General features: G+C 64.6%; 13 protein-coding genes and 1 tRNA gene. 8 read left to right on the top strand and 6 right to left on the bottom strand.

The window, feature by feature from the left end; genetic code table 11:
• Positions 1-7 precede the first annotated feature (7 nt).
• Both ACN28I_RS12725 and ACN28I_RS12730 read left to right on the top strand, forming a co-directional pair.
• Positions 8-1,825 carry a sensor histidine kinase gene (locus ACN28I_RS12725; RefSeq protein WP_420942307.1) on the top strand — a complete coding sequence of 606 codons (1,818 nt, stop codon included), beginning with the start codon at positions 8-10 and terminating at the stop codon, positions 1,823-1,825.
• The gene (locus ACN28I_RS12730; protein WP_420942308.1) at positions 1,826-2,527 is read left to right on the top strand and encodes a response regulator transcription factor; all 702 of its coding nucleotides are present in this window, start codon (positions 1,826-1,828) and stop codon (positions 2,525-2,527) included.
• Between the two features lie 17 nt (positions 2,528-2,544).
• Here ACN28I_RS12730 and ACN28I_RS12735 read toward each other — a convergent pair whose 3' ends face one another.
• Positions 2,545-3,327, bottom strand: coding sequence for an alpha/beta fold hydrolase (locus ACN28I_RS12735; protein ID WP_420942309.1), 783 nt, complete (start codon positions 3,325-3,327; stop codon positions 2,545-2,547).
• 167 nt (positions 3,328-3,494) lie between these two features.
• Between ACN28I_RS12735 and ACN28I_RS12740 the strand changes: the two genes are divergently transcribed.
• Together ACN28I_RS12740 and ACN28I_RS12745 are read left to right on the top strand one after the other, a co-directional pair.
• Complete coding sequence (locus ACN28I_RS12740; RefSeq protein WP_420942310.1) at positions 3,495-4,061, top strand: class I SAM-dependent methyltransferase; 567 nt, start codon at positions 3,495-3,497, stop codon at positions 4,059-4,061.
• Positions 4,062-4,189: 128 nt separating this feature from the next.
• Positions 4,190-5,287 (top strand): DNA ligase, encoded by a 1,098-nt coding sequence (locus ACN28I_RS12745; RefSeq protein ID WP_420942311.1) that lies wholly within the window; start codon positions 4,190-4,192, stop codon positions 5,285-5,287.
• 235 nt (positions 5,288-5,522) lie between these two features.
• On the opposite strand, the gene ACN28I_RS12750 is transcribed toward ACN28I_RS12745, so the two are convergent.
• The gene (locus tag ACN28I_RS12750) at positions 5,523-6,470 is read right to left on the bottom strand and encodes an HNH endonuclease (RefSeq protein ID WP_420942312.1); all 948 of its coding nucleotides are present in this window, start codon (positions 6,468-6,470) and stop codon (positions 5,523-5,525) included.
• Positions 6,471-6,828: 358 nt separating this feature from the next.
• Between ACN28I_RS12750 and ACN28I_RS12755 the strand changes: the two genes are divergently transcribed.
• Complete coding sequence (locus ACN28I_RS12755; RefSeq protein WP_420942313.1) at positions 6,829-7,218, top strand: DUF6076 domain-containing protein; 390 nt, start codon at positions 6,829-6,831, stop codon at positions 7,216-7,218.
• On the opposite strand, the gene ACN28I_RS12760 is transcribed toward ACN28I_RS12755, so the two are convergent.
• Positions 7,121-7,870, bottom strand: coding sequence for a hypothetical protein (locus ACN28I_RS12760; RefSeq protein ID WP_420942314.1), 750 nt, complete (start codon positions 7,868-7,870; stop codon positions 7,121-7,123). The genes ACN28I_RS12755 and ACN28I_RS12760 overlap by 98 nt on opposite strands.
• A 52-nt stretch (positions 7,871-7,922) precedes the next feature.
• On the opposite strand from ACN28I_RS12760, the gene ACN28I_RS12765 reads away from it, so the two are divergent.
• Genes ACN28I_RS12765 through ACN28I_RS12775 form a run of 3 tightly spaced genes read left to right on the top strand, consistent with a single transcriptional unit; the run spans position 7,923 to position 9,349 of the window.
• Positions 7,923-8,324 carry a hypothetical protein gene (locus ACN28I_RS12765; protein ID WP_420942315.1) on the top strand — a complete coding sequence of 134 codons (402 nt, stop codon included), beginning with the start codon at positions 7,923-7,925 and terminating at the stop codon, positions 8,322-8,324.
• Positions 8,318-8,698, top strand: a complete 381-nt coding sequence (gene tnpB / locus ACN28I_RS12770; RefSeq protein WP_420942316.1) for an IS66 family insertion sequence element accessory protein TnpB — start codon at positions 8,318-8,320, stop codon at positions 8,696-8,698. The genes ACN28I_RS12765 and tnpB overlap by 7 nt, the downstream gene beginning before the upstream one ends.
• Positions 8,699-8,713: 15 nt before the next feature.
• Positions 8,714-9,349: a tyrosine-type recombinase/integrase gene (locus ACN28I_RS12775; RefSeq protein WP_420942317.1), complete on the top strand. Its 636-nt coding sequence runs from the start codon at positions 8,714-8,716 to the stop codon at positions 9,347-9,349.
• Between the two features lie 17 nt (positions 9,350-9,366).
• On the opposite strand, the gene ACN28I_RS12780 is transcribed toward ACN28I_RS12775, so the two are convergent.
• The 3 genes from ACN28I_RS12780 to agmC all read right to left on the bottom strand — a co-directional run bounded on the left by ACN28I_RS12780 (position 9,367) and on the right by agmC (position 17,625).
• A tRNA-Leu gene (locus ACN28I_RS12780) sits at positions 9,367-9,452 on the bottom strand.
• Between the two features lie 738 nt (positions 9,453-10,190).
• Positions 10,191-13,115: an Ig-like domain-containing protein gene (locus ACN28I_RS12785; RefSeq protein ID WP_420942318.1), complete on the bottom strand. Its 2,925-nt coding sequence runs from the start codon at positions 13,113-13,115 to the stop codon at positions 10,191-10,193.
• 235 nt (positions 13,116-13,350) lie between these two features.
• Entirely contained in the window at positions 13,351-17,625 is a 4,275-nt protein-coding gene (gene agmC / locus ACN28I_RS12790) for an adventurous gliding motility protein AgmC (protein ID WP_420942319.1), read from the bottom strand.
• Between the last annotated feature and the right edge of the window lie 23 nt (positions 17,626-17,648).

Here is a 17,648-nt window from a genome sequence, read left to right on the forward strand (position 1 = left end):
AGTCCCCATGCTCCGCAGGCTGCTCCCCACCCTTTCCGCCCTCGTGCTCGGCCTGGCCGGGCTCGGGTGGGGTCTGTGGCAGCTCCAGCGCATCTTCGCCACCGAGCGCGAGGATGCGCGGGCCTCGCTCCGCTCCCGGCGCGAGGCCCTCGATCAGTACGCCCTCGTCTCCCTGAGGCAGACCCTGAGGGAGAAGCTGGAGGAGGTCCGGCCCGCGCTGGAGCTCGCCGCGGCGGATCCACTCGCTCCCGCCGCGGGGCTCTACCTGCGCGAGCGCGGGGAGCAACTCCTGCCGCGGCTGGCCCTGCATGACGTGGGGGAGGACTCCCCCGCCCGGGAGCGGTACACGCGGCTGCACGCGGGCAAGGAGCTCCCCGAGGGGGAGGAGGACCCCTGGACGGAGCGGCTCGCGCTGATGCGGGCGGTGGAACGGGGGCTGGAGCGCCGGGATGCGCGGAGCACCACCGATGCGCTGGTGGCCTTCCTCCAGCACCGGGTGCGGTACGTGCTCGCCTCCACGCGGGACGTGCCCGGCTTCCTGGTGGTGCTGGAGTCCCTCGCGGAGCGGGCCGGCCCGGAGCGCCCCCTCATGCAGTCGCTGCTCCACTACGGAATGGAGGACGGCCAGGGCCACCGGCTGGAGGGGCTGCAACGGCTGCTGCTCCTCAAGCGCTCGCGCTTCACCCGGAGCGACTTCTACTTCCTGCAGGAACGCGTGGTGGAGCTGTCCCGGCGGACGGGGACGCCCGTCATCGACTTCGAGGCACGGACCGCGGAGCTGGCCGCCGAGCCCCTGCCCCTGCCCGGCTCGATTCCCGGCCCGGTGCTGGTGCGCTCCGGCTGGTACCTGGAGCCGAAGGACAAGGATCATGTCCGGGGCGTGGCGGTGGCTCCCGCGGCGCTGCTGGACATCCTGACGCAGGAGATGCGCGAGCGCGGACTGCTCGGCCCCGAGGGACACGTGCGGCTGCTCGGGACGGAGGAGGTGCTGCCGCTGGCGAACCTGCCCCTGGGGGTGGAGACGCCGCTGTGGGAGAAGGAGGAAGGCGCGCTGGAGCAGCGCTACCGGCTGAAGACGGGCATGGTGGTGCTGTGCGCGGGGCTGGCGCTGACGATCGCCGGGCTCGCCTTCGTGGCCCAGCACCGCAAGTACCGCTTCCTGGAACTCAAGAGTGACTTCGTGGCCACCGTGTCGCACGAGCTGCGCACGCCGCTGGCCTCCATCCGGCTGCTGGCCGAGACGCTGGAGTGGCGGCTGGCGCAGGGGGCGGAGACGAAGGACTACCCGGCGCGCATCATCCACGAGGCGGACGGACTGGGCTTCCTGGTGGAGAACCTGCTGTCCTTCAACCGGATCGACAAGGGCCGGTGGGTGCCGCACCTGTCGGTGGTGCGGCTGGACGAGCTGGTGGCCACGCTGCGCAGGGACCTGGAGGCCTGGGCGCGGGTGCCGGTGGAGCTGACGGCCGAGGTGGGTGAGCGCGAGCTGCTCGCGGACCCGCAGTTGATGCGGCTGTTGCTGGCGAACCTGGCGCGCAACGCCTGTGCCTACAACACGCGGAACCCCGTGTGCCTGCGCGTGGAGGCACTGGCGGACGGGCGGGTGCGCTTCTCGGACAACGGCGTGGGCATCCCCGAGGCCGAGTGGGAGCGCATCTTCGGCGAATTCTACCGGCTGCGAGGACCGGGGCGGGAGGTGCCGGGCAGCGGCCTGGGCCTGGCGCTGTGCCGGCGCATCCTGCGGCTGCACGGGGGAGACCTCCGTGTGGCGGCCTCGAGTCCCGAGGGAACCACTTTCGAGCTCACCTTTCCGGAGAGGCGCTGAATGAACTCCCCTGCTCCCGCCATCCTGTTGGTGGAGGATGACCTCAACCTGCGGCTCGCGCTGCGCGACAACCTGGAGAACCAGGGAGGCTACGGCGTGGAAGAGGCCACCACGGTGGCCGAGGCCCGCGCGCACCTGGCCCGGCGCACCTTCCAGCTCATCTTGCTGGACGTGATGCTGCCGGATGGGGACGGCTACACGCTGTGCCGGACGCTGCGTCAGGAGGGGGTGACGACGCCGGTGCTGATGCTGACGGCGCGCACGCTCGAGGACGACGTGGTGCGGGGCTTCGAAGCGGGGGCGCAGGACTACCTGGGCAAGCCCTACCGGTTGCGCGAGCTGCTGGCGCGGGTGGGAGCACTGGTGCGGCGAGGCGGCGGCGTGCCGGTGCAGATGCTGCGCTTCGCGGGCTACCGGATGGACCTGGACCGGCGCAAGGTGGAGACGCCGGATGGGAAGACGGTGGAGCTGACGCGCACCGAGTTCGACCTGCTCGCCTACTTCGTGCGCGAGCGCGAGCGCGTGCTGCGCCGGGATGAAATCCTCGACGCGGTGTGGGGACGGGACGTGGTGGTGGACCCGCACACGGTGGACAACTTCGTCTCCAGCCTCAAACGGAAGCTGGGGTGGAACAGCGCCTCACGGTTCGCGCTCCAGACGGTGCGCGGAGTGGGCTACCGCATGGAGATCGAGGGCTCGTGAGCCCCCGCCTGAAGGGGTTACTGCTTAAGAAAGCGCGAAAGTACGGGCAGCAAGACTTTCGCGCTGACCATGTGGTCTTGACCTGCGATCTTTTCGAATCTTGCGTTTGGAATCGCTGTCGTCAGTTGGTTCGCGACATCGTGTATACCGGCTGGGCTTTTCTCGCCCACGATGATTTGCGTGGGTACGGTCACTCGAGCGGCCCGCTCAACCGGCGGAAGGTCCTGGGTCAAGGCGATATCGTACGCAAGGGTTGGCGCAAGCGCGACCATCGTCTTCCAACCAGGAAACAGGGGCAGGAGCCAAACGAACATGCCGGGCATGCCGATGCCCTTCAAAAAGGTGCGCATCGCCTCCTTGTTTTTGCCGTCATCGAGCAGCTTGTGCACTTTCTGGCTCAACTGACCGTATGTGAGCTTTCCCGCCTGGTCGTGCACATAGGGAGGGTCGTACATCACCACTTTGTTGACCTTGTCTCCCAAGCGCAGGGCAGCCTCGAGCGCCAGCACGGCACCAGAGGAGTGACCATAGAGATTGGCCTTGCCGCCAGCCGCGTCAATCATGGCCTCGAGGTCTTCGACTTCGCGCTCTATCGAGTACGGTGCCGTGTCGCCGCTGTCGCCGCGCCCTCGGCGGTCGTAGCTGTAGACGGTAAACTCCTTGGCGAATTCCTTGACATCTTGCAGGATGGGTTTGAATGAGCGGAAGCAGATTGCTCCAGTAATATAGACAAGCGCGGGTCCGCTACCATGGACATCATACGCCAATACCGTTCCGTCTTTTGATTTGACTGTCTTCATGCTCATTCTCCTTTGATGTCTAGAATCCATTAAGCACGAAGCATCAGAAGGACGGAAGGCCTGTTGAAGGCAAGGACGAGAGCGGAGGGGCCGAGGAGGGCCGCCGGGGGCCTTGTGGGTCGATAGAGTGGTTCTTGTTGGACCCAAACACATGAGGGGCGCGTAGCATGCGCGGCGTGAGCACGGCCGGCGCCCTCCTCTTTCTGCTCCTGTTGGCCCTGCTGCTGGCGGGGATGCTGTCCATCGTCTTCCACACGCTGAGGACGGGCATCTCCCCCATGCCCACCTCGGGGAAGGTGCGCCGCCAGTTGCTCTCCCTGCTCCCCGAGGAGCTCGAGGGCACGCTGCTGGAGCTGGGCTCCGGCTGGGGCTCGCTGGCCTTCGCGCTGGCGGACCGCTGCCCTCGTGCCCGGGTGGTGGCCTTCGAGCTGTCCCCGCTTCCCCATGCCTTCTCGCGGCTGCGCCAGCGCCTCGCCCCGCGCCCCAACCTCCAGCTCGTGCGCGAGGACTTCTTCCGCACCTCCTTCGCGGAGGCCTCGGCCGTCGTCTGCTACCTCTACCCCGGGGCCATGAGCCGCCTGGCGCCCAAGCTGGCCCGGGAGCTCGCTCCCGGCACCCGCATCCTCAGTCACACCTTCGCGCTCCGAGGGTGGAAGCCCCTGCGCACCCTCGCCGTCGACGACCTGTACCGCACCCCCATCTACCTCTACGAGGTGCCGGCCCGGGAGGGCTGAGCCCCTCTCCTTTCCTCGGAAGTCATGCCGCCGACCCGCCCTGTGCGGTCCTCCGCTCCTGTCAGACCCACCGGATACGATTCCCTTCGTCGCCGCGAGACCACCGTGGCGCGCAAAGGGAGGGACTCGTGGCAGACATCGCGGACGGCGCCCAGGTCGAACTGCAGGGCTCTGGCTCCAAGCCGTACATCCTGAAGAACACCGGTGGCGTGTACTCGTGCTCGTGCCCGGCGTGGCGCAACCAGTCCATCGCCATCGAGCGGCGGACGTGCAAGCACCTGCGCAAGGTCCGGGGGGATGCGGCGGAGGACGCCCGGGTGGGCGCCTCGGACACCAGTGCTCCGGCCCGGCCGGCGGCGCGCAACGTCCGCCCCAAGTCCGGCGCGAACACGGTCGCGGGCGCCGAGTCCGACGCCGTCACCGCCCCGCCGCTGCTGCTGGCCCACTCGTGGGAGAACGACGTCGACCTGACGGGCTGGTGGATGAGCGAGAAGCTCGACGGGGTCCGGGCCTACTGGGATGGCAAGCAGTTCTTCTCCCGCCAGGGCAATCCGTTCTTCGCGCCCGACTGGTTCACCGCGAAGCTTCCCGATTACCCGCTCGACGGCGAGCTGTTCGGCGGGCGCAAGAAGTTCCAGCGCACGGTGAGCGTCGTGCGGCGGCAGGACCGGAGTGACGACTGGAAGGAGCTCGCCTTCGTCATCTTCGACGCACCGAAGCTGGACGCGCCTTTCGAGGAGCGGCTCGCCCACTGCCAGCGGTTCGTGGAGGACGTGGCGCCCCCGTACGCCGAGTGGCTGGAGCACGCGCCCTGCAAGGGCGTGACGCACCTGCGCGAGGAGCTGGCGCGGGTGGAGGGCCTGGGCGGCGAGGGGCTGATGCTGCGCAAGCCGGGCTCGCGCTACGAGCCGGGCCGCTCGCACACGCTGCTGAAGGTGAAGAGCTTCAAGGACGACGAGGCGCGCGTGGTGGGGCACGCGGCGGGAGCGGGCAGGCACAAGGGCCGGCTGGGAGCGCTGGAGGTGGAGCTGCGCGACGGCACCCGCTTCTCCGTGGGCACCGGCCTCTCGGACCAGGAGCGGGAGAACCCGCCCGCGGTGGGCACCATCATCACCTTCCGCTACCAGGAGCTGTCCAACGACGGCGTGCCGCGCTTCCCCTCGTATGTGGGAGTGCGCATCGACGCCGCCCCCTTCGAGCCCACGTCCCGCCGCAAGCGCGCCTGAGCGGCTCTGGAACGGAATTCGAAAAATCAGGGTACTGGTGATTTGAAAAGAAACCTTCGCCAGATCCAATGATCGAATAGCCGCCCCATTTCCGTTTGGGGCGGCTCCGAATCCCAGCATCACCGCCTCCACAGACTTCTTCCGCAGCCAGAGCCCGGGGACGAGTAGTTGCTCGCATTACACCTGAAGCTGCTACTCAGGACCAACATTCTCAAGATTGAGGTGCTTTGGGGCCTCAGTTGGACCTCTTCCTGGTGCGGCGCAGGTGGCCTTCAGCCATTTTGAAAGCAACCACCCTTTCCTTGAGAAACTCGGGATTGATCCCAGCAAGCCATCCCCTTCGGATCTCAGGTGCAATGAAGCTGAAGTGAGCCATAGCGATGGAATCCTCGCGGCAAGCCTGACTCACCATCAACTCACCCGTGGGCGATATGGCGATCAGGCATGCATCAAAAGCCACATGACAAAAGCAACACAGGGCTATCCCATTGGCTGGATTGGCCCGATTGCCTTTATCCTGTGCCCATCCACGAATATGCGCAGCCACGATGAGGTCACGGACTCCAGTGCCACAAACAGCGCATACAAATCCGTGTCTCTCCAAAACCCGTCCGCTGAAGTAACTGGTACGCATGCGCCGTTTGACGGGAGACCATGCGTCTTCCACAAACCATGTCCTAGATTCGTCTATTCCGGAAATGGAATACTCCCGATTGGACTGAGGCAGCACTGCATCTTCGACGGCTTCGTACCTGCTGGTGGCACCAGCCAAATCGAGAATTCTTTCGTGCAGGCCGCTGCCAATTGAGATGATCGAACCACTCCAGCCCGCGAGATTGAAATCACTGATTCCGATCCGAGATCTATTTTGAAGTCCCTCTCTGGTGCGCGACGAAAGATCGACAGGAGGCTTAAAAAAATACACATCACACAGACGGGCCGTAAAGATCTCGACCACCCCGGGCAACCGCCTTTGGGATTCGGGCGCCGCTCGTGACTCCACGCCATCCACAAGTCCCGTACCCACAATACGGTACTCCCCCTTTTTCTTCTTCACATACAAGTAAAGGAAGCAATCACCCTGCCTGATACGACGTGAATGCAGGTTGTCGTAAACATATGTCCTGCCGTATTCATCAGGATACTTCTCCTGCTCTGAAACCTTGAAGACCCAATAACTCATTCTCGTATCCCCAGATTGCGCGGCCCTGTCTTCCAAGATCAATGCAGAGCCACTGCGTTTCACCGGAGAGCCCGAGGAAGTTCTGTGAACTCGGCCTCGTAACGGTGCGCTGGTTTATCTGGGGCGATGGTATCACCTACGAGACGACATAGAACCACGACCCTGCCTGCTGGGTCCTGTTCGGAACCTCCACCGCAACAGGCAGGGTCGCACCCACCCAGGACCACATCAGCAGGCACATCCACTCAGGGTTAGGTGAGTTATCGCGGACTTTAACCTTCCACCAGCTCCGGGGTTTTCCAGGGGCAGATGACGCCGGGAAGCAGTCCCGGCGCATCACCCGAAGGAGAACCCCGCCATGCGTCTGAAGCTCGCCCTGTCCGCCGCCGTTGCCTCGCTGCTGTTCGCCGCTCCCGCGCTCGCCGCGGAGCCCGCCGCCACCAGCCACGAGGGGCACCATCACAAGCACAAGCACAAGGAGAAGAACAGGGACGCGAGGATGCTCCGCAAGCTGGAGCGTATGGAGCACCGGCTCAACCGCGCCGTCGAGCGCGGCCGCCTCACGCGCGAGCAGGCGGACACGTTCCTCGCCGAGGCCCGGAAACTCCGCGATGACGCCCAGGCGCAGCTCCAGGCCGGCGGGGGCCAGTTCACCGAGGAGCAGAAGCAGCAACTCCGGGAGCGCAAGCAGGCCCTGCGCGAGAAGGTGCACGCGGCCATGAAGGCCACCCAGCCCCAGGCCCAGTAACCTGGCCGGGCCCCGCAGGGCCCCGGCGCGGGGACTTCGAACCGAGGGCGCCCACATGGGCCATGCGGGCTCCCCTTCCCTCTTCGCCGTGACGGAGGAGGCTCACTCGTTGGCGACGAGGACGCCGTCGGCATCGCGGTCGATGCCCATGCGCACGCCCGTGCCCGGCGGCACGCCCATCAGCGTGAAGTGCGAGTTCCCCGCCAGCGGCCGAGTCCTGGAGCTGCGCCCGGGTCATGCTGGAGGCACCGGCCGCGTCCACGTCGTACACGCGGGTGAGCGGGTTGTAGTAGAGGCCGCGCACCACGCCGTTCACCTTGCCCTTGATGATGAGGTCGATCTTCCCCACGCGGGCCTGGGTCTCGAGCAGGGTGACTTCGGCCTCCACCGCCGTGCTGCTGGCGTTGGCGGAGCTGATGGTGAGCGAGTAGCCCACGGCCGGGGCCATGCCGGTGGGGAAGGTCAGCAGGTAGGCGGTGAGGTTCGCGCGGCGCGTCGGGTCCGTGGAGAAGGTGCCGAAAACGGGCTGCGCGAGGAACTCGTCAAGCGTGGCGATGGCGCCGTCATGGGTGAAGCCGAAGCCGCCCAGGCTGGTGCCGCCCACCGTCTTCCGGAAGTTGTTCTTCTGTAACTGCTCGCCGGACCCCGTCATGACGAGAGGGGCCGTGGCGTGAGACCTCCGGGCCACAAACCTGGAGGTGCACATGGAGAAGGAGTTGGAGCAGTTCCGGCAGGAACTGGAGCGGCTGCGAGCAGGGCGCAAAGCAGGCTCGGGCCCATTCCCGGAGCCGCTGCGCGCGTTCGCGGTGCGCTACCTGGCGTACGCGCAGGAGAAGGGCGACACGCTGAAGGCGGTGGTGGAGAGGCTGGGGGTGTCGGAGCCGACGTTGCAGGCGTGGAGGCGGGGGCAGACGCCCGGCGGCAAGAAGACGCAGAGCAGTGAGCCGAGGGCCGCGCCGCTGCTGCCCGTGGTGGTGCACGCGCCGAAGGAGCACGCACCCTCGCCAGTGGCGACTACCTTCGCGGTAGTGTCGCCCCAGGGCTGGCGCGTGGAAGGGCTGGGCCTGGAGGAAGCGGCGCAGTTGCTGCGGAGGCTGGCGTGCTGACGCTCACGAGGGCAGTGCGCGTATTCGCCTGTGCGCAGCCGGTGGACATGCGCAAGGGCTTCGACGGGTTGAGCGCCCTGGTGGAGCAGCAGCTGGGAGGGCAGCTTCTCAAGGGCGATGTCTTCCTCTTCGTCGGACGGTGCCGCCGCCGCGCCAAGGTGCTGTACTTCGACGGGACGGGGCTTTTGCTGCTCACCAAACGCCTCTTCAAGGGACGCTTCGCCAGGCCCTGGGTACAGGCGGGTGCGCCGAGCGTGGAGCTGACGGTGGCCGAGCTGTCACTGTTTTTGGAGGGCTGCGAGCTGGCTGGGCGCTGGAAGCTGTCACCCCCCGCCTTCGAAGAGAAAGAGCTTGCGGTGGTGCACGCCGTGTAGCACTACCGCGCAAGTATGGTGCGCCTCGAGCACGTGACGGACCTGGAGACGGCGAAGCAGATGGCCGCGCTGCTCGAGGTGGAGAATGCGCGGCTGCACCAGCGGCTTGGAGGTGCTGGTGCAGGAGAATGCGCGGCTCAAGGGCGAGGACGCCCAGGAGCGGTTGCAACTGGAGCTGACGCAGCTCAAGGAGCAGCTGGCCCTCATGCAGCAGCGCCTGTTCGGCGCCTCCAGCGAGAAGCGCAAGCCAGCCGCGGAGGCGACGCCGCCGGCGAGTGCACGCAAGCAGCGCGGACACGGGCCGCGAGCCCAACCGGAGCTGCCCACCGGCACCTCCGCGGGGCCTTCGTCTTCTGCGATGCCACGGGCGCCTACCTCAAGAACGACACCTGCCGGAACGCCATCCTCCGGGCCAGCAAGCGGGCCGGTCTGCGTCCCATCGGTTGGCACACGCTGCGGCACAGCTTCGCCAGCCACCTCGTCGCGCGCGGGGTACCGCTCAAGGCCGTCCAAGAGTTGCTCGGGCACGCCACCATCGAGATGACGATGCGCTACGCCCACCTCAGTCCGGACGTGAAGAAGGACGCCGTGCGCGCGCTCGAGGGGCACACTGGGGGCACATGGCGCGGGACAGGAGAGAATCCTCAGTGAAGTCCGGCACTTAGGAATGCACGAGCCGGGGATCGAACCCGGACGGCCCCTTCGGGCCAGCGGATTTTAAGTCCGCTGCGTCTGCCAGTTTCGCCACTCGTGCGTCAGTAACTTCAACAACTTACACCCCTACGCCCCGCTTTGCGCTTCCGGTACCCACTTGGTACCCACCCCGCGCGGTCCCCCCTGACACCGCGCTTGGTACCCACTCGCCCACCCCTCCGAAGTACCCACTTCAACACCCCTCGCAGCCTCCTCGCAGTACCACTTCAACACCCTGTGGAGTAGCAGTACATGCCCAACTGGACAGGTAGCTTGGCCGATGGCCGAACGTACCAGACCACGGACAACCGCACAGTATGGGTGATCCAGAAAATGGTGAAGGGGCACCGTTACCAGATCGTCCTTGACTCGGAAACCGCGCGCAAGCCGGGCCGACGCGCCCAACGGTGAGGAGGGCCGTCTTGCCCACGACCTCCGAGAAGCTCAGAGCGGGATCCTCGCAGGCCAGCTCGAGCCGGTACTCGTAGAGGTTCGACAGTCCCTCGTGCCCGGAGAAGCGCACCACGCACAGCTCCACCGCACAGCCGGACACCTGGAACCGGAACACCGACGTGCTGCCAGGAAGAGGGGCAAGTGCAACCATGCGCACACCCATGGCTGGGCCTTTGCGCGAAAGGCGTTGGAGTTCAATTCTGTTAAAAAACTGGGGCTGTGTCTCCTGATTGAGAGAGCACAGCCCCGAGCACGGTAATCAATTACAGTCGACAGCAGCTCTGAGAGGCGAGCACAACGAGTACCCTCCGCGTACTCCTCTCAGGGCGCGCTCCCGAGAGAGCAATTACTGTGCTTGCTCTCCCCTCATCGGGACACTGGCAGCGGCGGGCGGCTGGGACGACCAGTCGATGCTGGCGAACAGTCGGAAGTTGGGAGTGCCGTAACCGCTGGTGAGGCCAGGGCCACCGCCCAACCGGACGGCAAGACCGCCAGGGAGCGAGTAACCCACGGCGGCCAGCAGCTCCAGCGGGGGTGGGTTGGAGCCTTGGTTGCCCAGTGAGAAAGCCCCCTCCAGGCTACCCTGCACGAACAACTTGGAGTCAGCCGCCGGAGCCCAATACGCTCCCAGCGCGTAGGTCAACTCGTTGCCCACGTTCAAGTCGAGCAGCGTGACCCGCCTATCGGGCTGAAACCGGCCTCCCACGTTGGCCAGCACTCGCAGCTGATCACTGGAAGCCCATTGCACCATCAGCGTGGGCTGCACGCCGACTCCACCGGCACCAAGAAAGCTCTGGTCACTGGCGGTGGGGAGCGACACGACCGCGGCCAGGCCCAGGCTCAGCGCCCCCAGGGGCAACACGGCCTTGGGAACCAGCCGCAAGTCCCCCAGGCCCGTGCCCGTGGCATTCTGGGGAATGAAGATACCCAGGTTTCCGGAATCCGGACCCCACTGGCCGGTGACGGGAAGCGCCAGCCCCAACTCGAAATGGTCGAGGAAGGAGATGGACGCCAGCACGTCCGCGGTGAGCTGATCGGAGACGATGCTCTGGGCGAAATTGCCATCTCTCGCGGTCCTCAACACCAGCGGGTTGCGGCCATAGCTGACCGACAGGCCCGCATGCAGACCCAGGCCATGGGCCACCTGGGGGCTGTACACCCCCAGCACGTCCCTGGAGCCCGGTGCCGGCTTGTACTGCTGCAGGTCAACGCCCTGCGCACGGGCGGGGCCCGCCAGGAACACCAGCAACGCGGCCAGCAGACCCCCACGGCCAGCCACCTCCCGACGGGAGGACCGCGACGACCGGCGGCGCTTCAGGAAGGCCAGCAGCGGCACCAGGGGCAGCAACGGCGCGACACCGGAAGCCGCGCAGCCCGTGAGGCCACCACCAGTGCCTTGATAGATGCTGAAGCGCCACGTCTCCGTGGCCGGCGAGTCATCCACGTTGCCCGCCCTATCGCGCGCACGAACACGCAGGGTGTGCCGGCCTGGCGCGAACGGGAGGGAGCCATTGGCGAGTTGGGCACACGACCCGAAAGACGCCTCGTCCACGCTGCACTCGAAGGTCACCCCCTCCTCATTGGAGCGGAAACCAAACGCCGGGTTCTCATTCTGGGTAATGGATTCAGACCCATCCGTGAGGAAAGTCTCCGGCACATCGATGAACGTCTCCGGCAGATTGACATCCACGTCGAAGGAGATGGGCGCGAACTCGTCGTTGACATTGCCGGCCCTATCCTGCACCTGAAGGTCCAGCTCGTAGGACGCCGTCGTCAGCTCGCTGGCCGGCCTGCAGGTCCAACTACCAGAGGCATCCACAGTGGCCGTGCAACGCTCGGTGCCCTTGAGGAACACCTTCACCGTGCTGCCAGGCTCCGCCGTGCCAGAGATGTCCGGGGTTGAAACATTCAACAGCGCCTCCGCCACGGGCTGCTGGAGCACGGGCGCTGAGGGAGCGGTGAGGTCCACGTTCCACTGATAGGACACCTCTGCCCCGGCGTTGTTCACCTCATCGATGCCGCGCACGCTGAAGGCATGCGGCCCCTCGGACAGGTTGGGCAATACAGCGTTACAGTCGGACACCGCCACTCCATCCAGCGTGCACGCGTAGCGCGCGGACTCACTGGCCCGCAGTGTGAAAACAGCCCGGTTCTCCATCGACCAGAGAGGAGGCCCACTGAGGATTTCCACGACGGGTGGAGTGGTATCAACCACGAATCGGGCTTGCGCGGGAGTCGCATCTTCGTTCCCCGCACGATCCGTCATGCGAACCACGAAAGTGTGAGGCCCGTCCGAAAGCCCAGTGAGGTCACGGGGACTGGTGCAGGGCTCGAAAGCGCTGCCATCGAAGCTACATTGGAAGGTTCCCGCCTCTCCGCTCCCGTTGAAACGAATGCGGAGTGACGTGGACGAGGTGGTCAACCCATCCGGCGACGACGAAAAGCTGGCATTGGGGGGAGTGATATCCACAGTGAAGCCCACGGTGACCAGCCCACTGACCTCCCCGCTCGAGGACTGGGCCCTGACCGAAGCGGAGTAGACCCCTTCCGCCAGCGCGGAGCTCAGGGACAGCGACCAGTTGCCCGAGCCATCCACGTCCGCGGAGCCCACATCTACCCCCGAGATGGCGACGAACACCTTGGCACCCGGCTCTGCCGTACCACGAAAGAGCGGCGTGGTGTCGTTGGTATAGGCACCGCTCGCCGGCTCGAGCACGACAGGCGTGAGCGGAGGAGCAAGGCTCTCGATGGTGACGGGCTCCGGCTGCAAACGCCAAGCGTCCTCGGTGCCACGAACGACCTGCAGTTGATGGCTGCCCGGGGCGAGCGGCAGTTCGATGGCTCCCGAGAACCATCCCGAGTCATCTACCTCCAGGCGGGCTCCCTCCACTCCATCGACGAAGATGAGCACCTGCGACCCCTGCTGGGCCCAGCCCTCCACCGGCAGTGCGCCACCCGGGACTCGATCGCCCTGACGCGGCCTGTCCAGCCAGGCGCCGGCGCTCCCATCCGGCTCCTGCGATACCGCGAGCAAGCTGACCTGCTCTCCAGAGGTTCGCGCGCGACCCACCAGGGGCCTGCTCAACTCCAGGCCTTGTTCGCCCGCAGCCAGCACCTGCACCAGCTCCCAGGACGGCGACGCCTCGTCATCCGCCGGCTGAACGACGACCCAGGTCCCCGGCGCAACCCCTTGTGCCGCCACCAAGGCCTGTCCATTCCGCACGGCCTGTATTGCCTGCGCCTGAGGTCCGTGGGTGCCCTCGGCCCACACGGGCCCTCCGCCCAACACGGATACGGCCAGCACTGCCCTGAAACATGTGTGTAACATTCCGAGCTTCATCAAAACCCTTTCCCTACAAGCCCCAAGCCTCTTGTCATGCGAGCGTCCTGGGTTTCGACCCGCTTTCAAATCGAGGCCCCCTGGAACGCCATGCCGGAAGACAACAGCACCCGGCATGGCTTGTCCAGGATGCGGAAAGCATCCTGGCCGGAGGCCTACCTCTCCTCTAGGTGCGCTGGCGCCACCTGCCTCGGACCAGCAACCGGGCCAGCCCCAACAGCGCCAGCAGTGAGCCACCCGTCCCCGAGGTGGAACAGCCCAAGCCTCCACCAATCACACTTGCCGGGGAGGCCTCCACCAGGATGTCGACCGGCGCGGAGACCATGCTCTCATTGCCCGCTCGGTCCTTCGCCGAAGTCCGGAGGGTATGCGAACCGTCCAACGCCTCCAGTTGGGAGATCCGCGCCAGCCAGCGGCCCTTGTCATCAGCGCTCACCCGAACCACCGGCTCGGTCCCACTGTCGAGCAACACGGCCACATCCGCGAAGGGCTCGGAGCTGCCCTTCACGACAGGGGAGCGCGCGGCCACCGTCAGTTGGCCTTCGTGCGTGTCGATCACCGGCGGCTCCGGGGGCTGGGTATCCAGGTTCCACTCATAGCTGGCGGGCTCCGAACTCTGGTTGCCCGCCAGATCCTGCGCCCAGACCGAGATGCAGTTGCGCCCCTCCTTGAGCCCCTTGGTCACCTGGTAGTTGGCGCGACCCTCGATGGGAGCGCCATCCGAGCAGTCCTGGCGCTCATGCTCCATCTCCGGGGGCAAACAGTCGCTGATCGTGCAGAGGAAGGTTCTGACATTCCTCACTTCCTCGCCCGGTGCCGAGAACACGAAGTTGGCCGTGGGGAACCGCGTCCACGTCGCGGGTCCGACGGCGATATCGACCGCGGGAAGAGACCAGTCGGCCTCCCACTCGTACGAGTCCCACAGGTGAGAGGGCGTCTCGAGCTTGGTCTCCTTGTCATAGGCACGTGCGAACATGAAGTACGACTTCTCTACCGAATGCTCAATGGTCACGGTGGGTTGCCCATTCACAATCGTGTCCACCTTGATGAAATTGTCGGGGTTCGACTCACCGGCATTGAGCGTGTAGAAGAACTCGATATTGCTGATGTCGATGTCCTTGCTCCGGAGGGCGAACGTGAAGGTCGCATTCTTCGCATTCGTCGCTTTGCTGGCGCCCTTGCCCGGAAAAATATCAGGAACGGGCAGCCGCGTATCGACCAACCATTCGTGCTTCACCGGCGTGGAGCGATTGCCCGCCTGATCCCTGGCACGGACATACAAGTAGTGGGAGGTCTCCGTAACGGTGGTGGCGTAGAAGCTCGTGAACTGCCTCTTGGAAACGTCGAGAGGGGCCAAGCCCTCTGGGTAGGCGCTATATTCCGCACCTGCCCGCAGCGTTCCCCCCTCAACATTGGAAGGGCACTCCTTGAATGTCTTGGTAGGATCAGCGGGATCGGCATCCAGGAGGCACTCGAAGGTAACCGTCTCGCTCAGTGCATCCTTCGTGCTGAACAAGAAGACAGCGAGAGTCGAGTCGGTAACCGCAGGAGGAGGATAGCTCTTCTCATCGGGCGCGATGGGCAGGCTCACGGCATCTGGCGGTGTCGTATCCCATGTCCAGGTGCAAATGGCAGGGGATGGATCCACATTGCCGGCCCTGTCCTTGGCACGAACCCTGAGCGTATATTTCGAGTCTGGGTAGTCGTCACTCTTCAGGGTGCCCGGGCATTCGGGCAGCAGCATGGCGAAGCCGAAGTCCCCCTCCAGCATACACTCATAGGTCACACCCGCCTCGCTGGAGTCGAGAGAGAACACCAATTCGCCCGCGTTGGTGACGAATTCTTCGGAACAGTCTTTGGTGGTCGAGTCCGGAAGACGCCCATTCACGGTGGTGGTCGGCGGGCTCTGATCCAGCGTGAACTCGCTACTGGCGAAGGTTTCAGTGGTGTTATTCGCAGCATCCGTGGCCCTTGCATCCACCACGTAGGTCGCATCATCCAGTGACGCCAACACTTCGTAGCGCCAATTCGTACAATTGGAACTCGCCTCCTCCGTAGTACAGGTCCCTGGAGTGCCAGCCACGACCGGCACGGGGATCCAATCACCGTCCATCCCCTTTATCCGGAGCTTGATCTCAACGGAGCTCCCCGGTTCGGCAGTCCCCAGGATGACGACTTTATCGTCTCGAATGAACGCCCCCGCCCCTGGATAGGTGATGCTGATGAGAGGTTTCACCGTATCCACGGTGAAGAATGCGGTGTCGGAGAAGGGGCCCACATTCCCAGCCTCGTCCTCCGCGGCCACCCGGATCCAATGCGGGCCGTCGCTCAGCAGCGGGGGAGTGCCGAGAGGAGGAGGAGTGAAGTGCCAGTTCACGCCTGCAACGATCGCCGCCCCCACCTTGTTGTCGTCGACATAGACGTGCACCTTGGCATTCGCATCCACGGTCCCCGTGAAGGGATATTCCCTGTTATTCACGAATGACGGGACCGCGTTCAATACTGGCTTGCCTGGAGGCGACCAATCGAACTCCCAGGAGAAATCATCAGGAGACTTGTCTTCGTTACCCGCGATATCAATAGCCCTGACAAATAGAGTGTGGCTTCCCTCTACCAATGTGGCATCGCCGTAGGTCGTGCTTTCGGCACATGGAGACCAAGTGCCCCCCACGCCCAAACGGCATTCAAAGGTGGCTCCGATCTCATCAGTACCGGAATCATTCTTCGCCTCAAAGCCAAACACCACCGAGCGCAAGTTCGTGACAGAAAATGGAGCGGCTGGCTTGATGGGGACAATGCTCGTATCAGGAGCAGTGGCATCCACATTGAACTCGAACTGCACATAGCTCTCAGGTCCCCGAAGCCCTTCGTACACAGCATAGGCCACGACAGTGTGCGTGCCGTCGGCGAGATTCGAGACTGGCGCCCCTGTGTACTCTGAATCAGGAGACCCGGGAGTTTTGGTCGTCCCTACCGGGTCGCCATCATCGAAGCGGAGAAAGACCGTCCTGCCGGGAGGTGCCTTCACCTTGACGGTAGGCTTCGGCGCGTAGACGAAACCTCCATGCATGGGTGAAACGGAAACCACCACCGCATCCCCTGGCGGAACCATGGCCATGTCACTCGTGCTAGACGAGCCATCCAAGCCATCTTCTGCCCCTAGATTCGTACCAGAGGTGGTACCATCCTTCAGCAAACCCGCCGCTCCGCCCTTGAGAACCGGATCGCTGGCGAGGGAACAGGCGGCGGCACCTTTTCCCTGAAGATAGATATGCCCCCCCCCACCGCCTCCACCAGGTCCATAGTCGGTAGCGCCAGTGTTAGCGCCCCCCGAGCCCCCTTTCACACTGAAGGTAGGACACTCGTGGATGCGACCCGCGACACGCAAGATGATGGTGCCACCTGCCCCACCGCCTCCGGCTCCTCCGTTTTCTGAGTTTGCACCGTTGGAACCGTCAGCGGAGATGGTTCCAGCACCGGACAACGAGCCGGCGCGAATGAAGATCACGCCCCCGCCTGCCCCACCCGCAGCACCAGGATTTCCACTATGGCCTGCGCCACCGCCTCCGCCCAGAATCAGTCGTCCGGGAAAATCTGAATAGGAAAGCTCGGCCCCCCCCAAACCACCGAGTTCACCCACCAAAACTTCTCCGATGACGTTGGATGCGCCTTGTCCACCCATTCCCCCATTACCACCTCCGCCGCCGCCAGCACGCTGGCACTGACCCCCGCCCCCACCATTGGCTTTGTTCTCTTTCCCCGAGGAACTCTCGCCATCCTCCAGTCCCTCGCCGCGACCTGCTGGCTCATTCTGATTACAGAACAGCTTATTGAGGTTGGCAGGTGCGCCTCGGAAGCCTGCGCCATCGAACAGACCAGCTTCACCCGCCGAAATCTTTCCGTCGTTGAAGAGCGAGCCCCTCACCAGAAATGCAAGTACCCCTCCCTTGCCGTCAGCCCAGGAACCCGCCCTGATCACCCCCCCAGCAGCAACATATACGAAATCATACTCGGGAACGGTAACGATCTGGGTCTGCTCCTTTTTGTAGGAATTGACCAATGGTCTTTCCAGATTCAGTTTGCCCGCCTCACCACCAGACTCTGCGAGCCGTGCAAACTCCCAAAGACCCACGCTCTTGGGGTCAGTGGCTTTATCCAAATCGATGGGACTATCGTTCCCCAACGAAGAACCTTTGGCCTGGATGAATAGAACGAGCTGTCCAGGTCCAAGAATGGAGACATCGTCAATGGAGATGGGCGACAGGCTCCCGGCTAGAACATCCGCCAAGGGCTTGGCGTATTTATTTGGGAAGAATTGGCCGGAATTCACGACCAAGTTCTCCGACCGCCCATTGCCCAAGAAGAAGGTATCCGGCTCGGCGGATGCCAATGATGCTCCCATGAGCACCCACAGGCTCAGCAAGGTCTTGAGCGCTTTCATGACGTCACCCCCATCGCATCAGC

The organism is Archangium gephyra (genome assembly GCF_049060025.1).
Classification (GTDB): Bacteria; Myxococcota; Myxococcia; order Myxococcales; family Myxococcaceae; genus Archangium; species Archangium gephyra_A.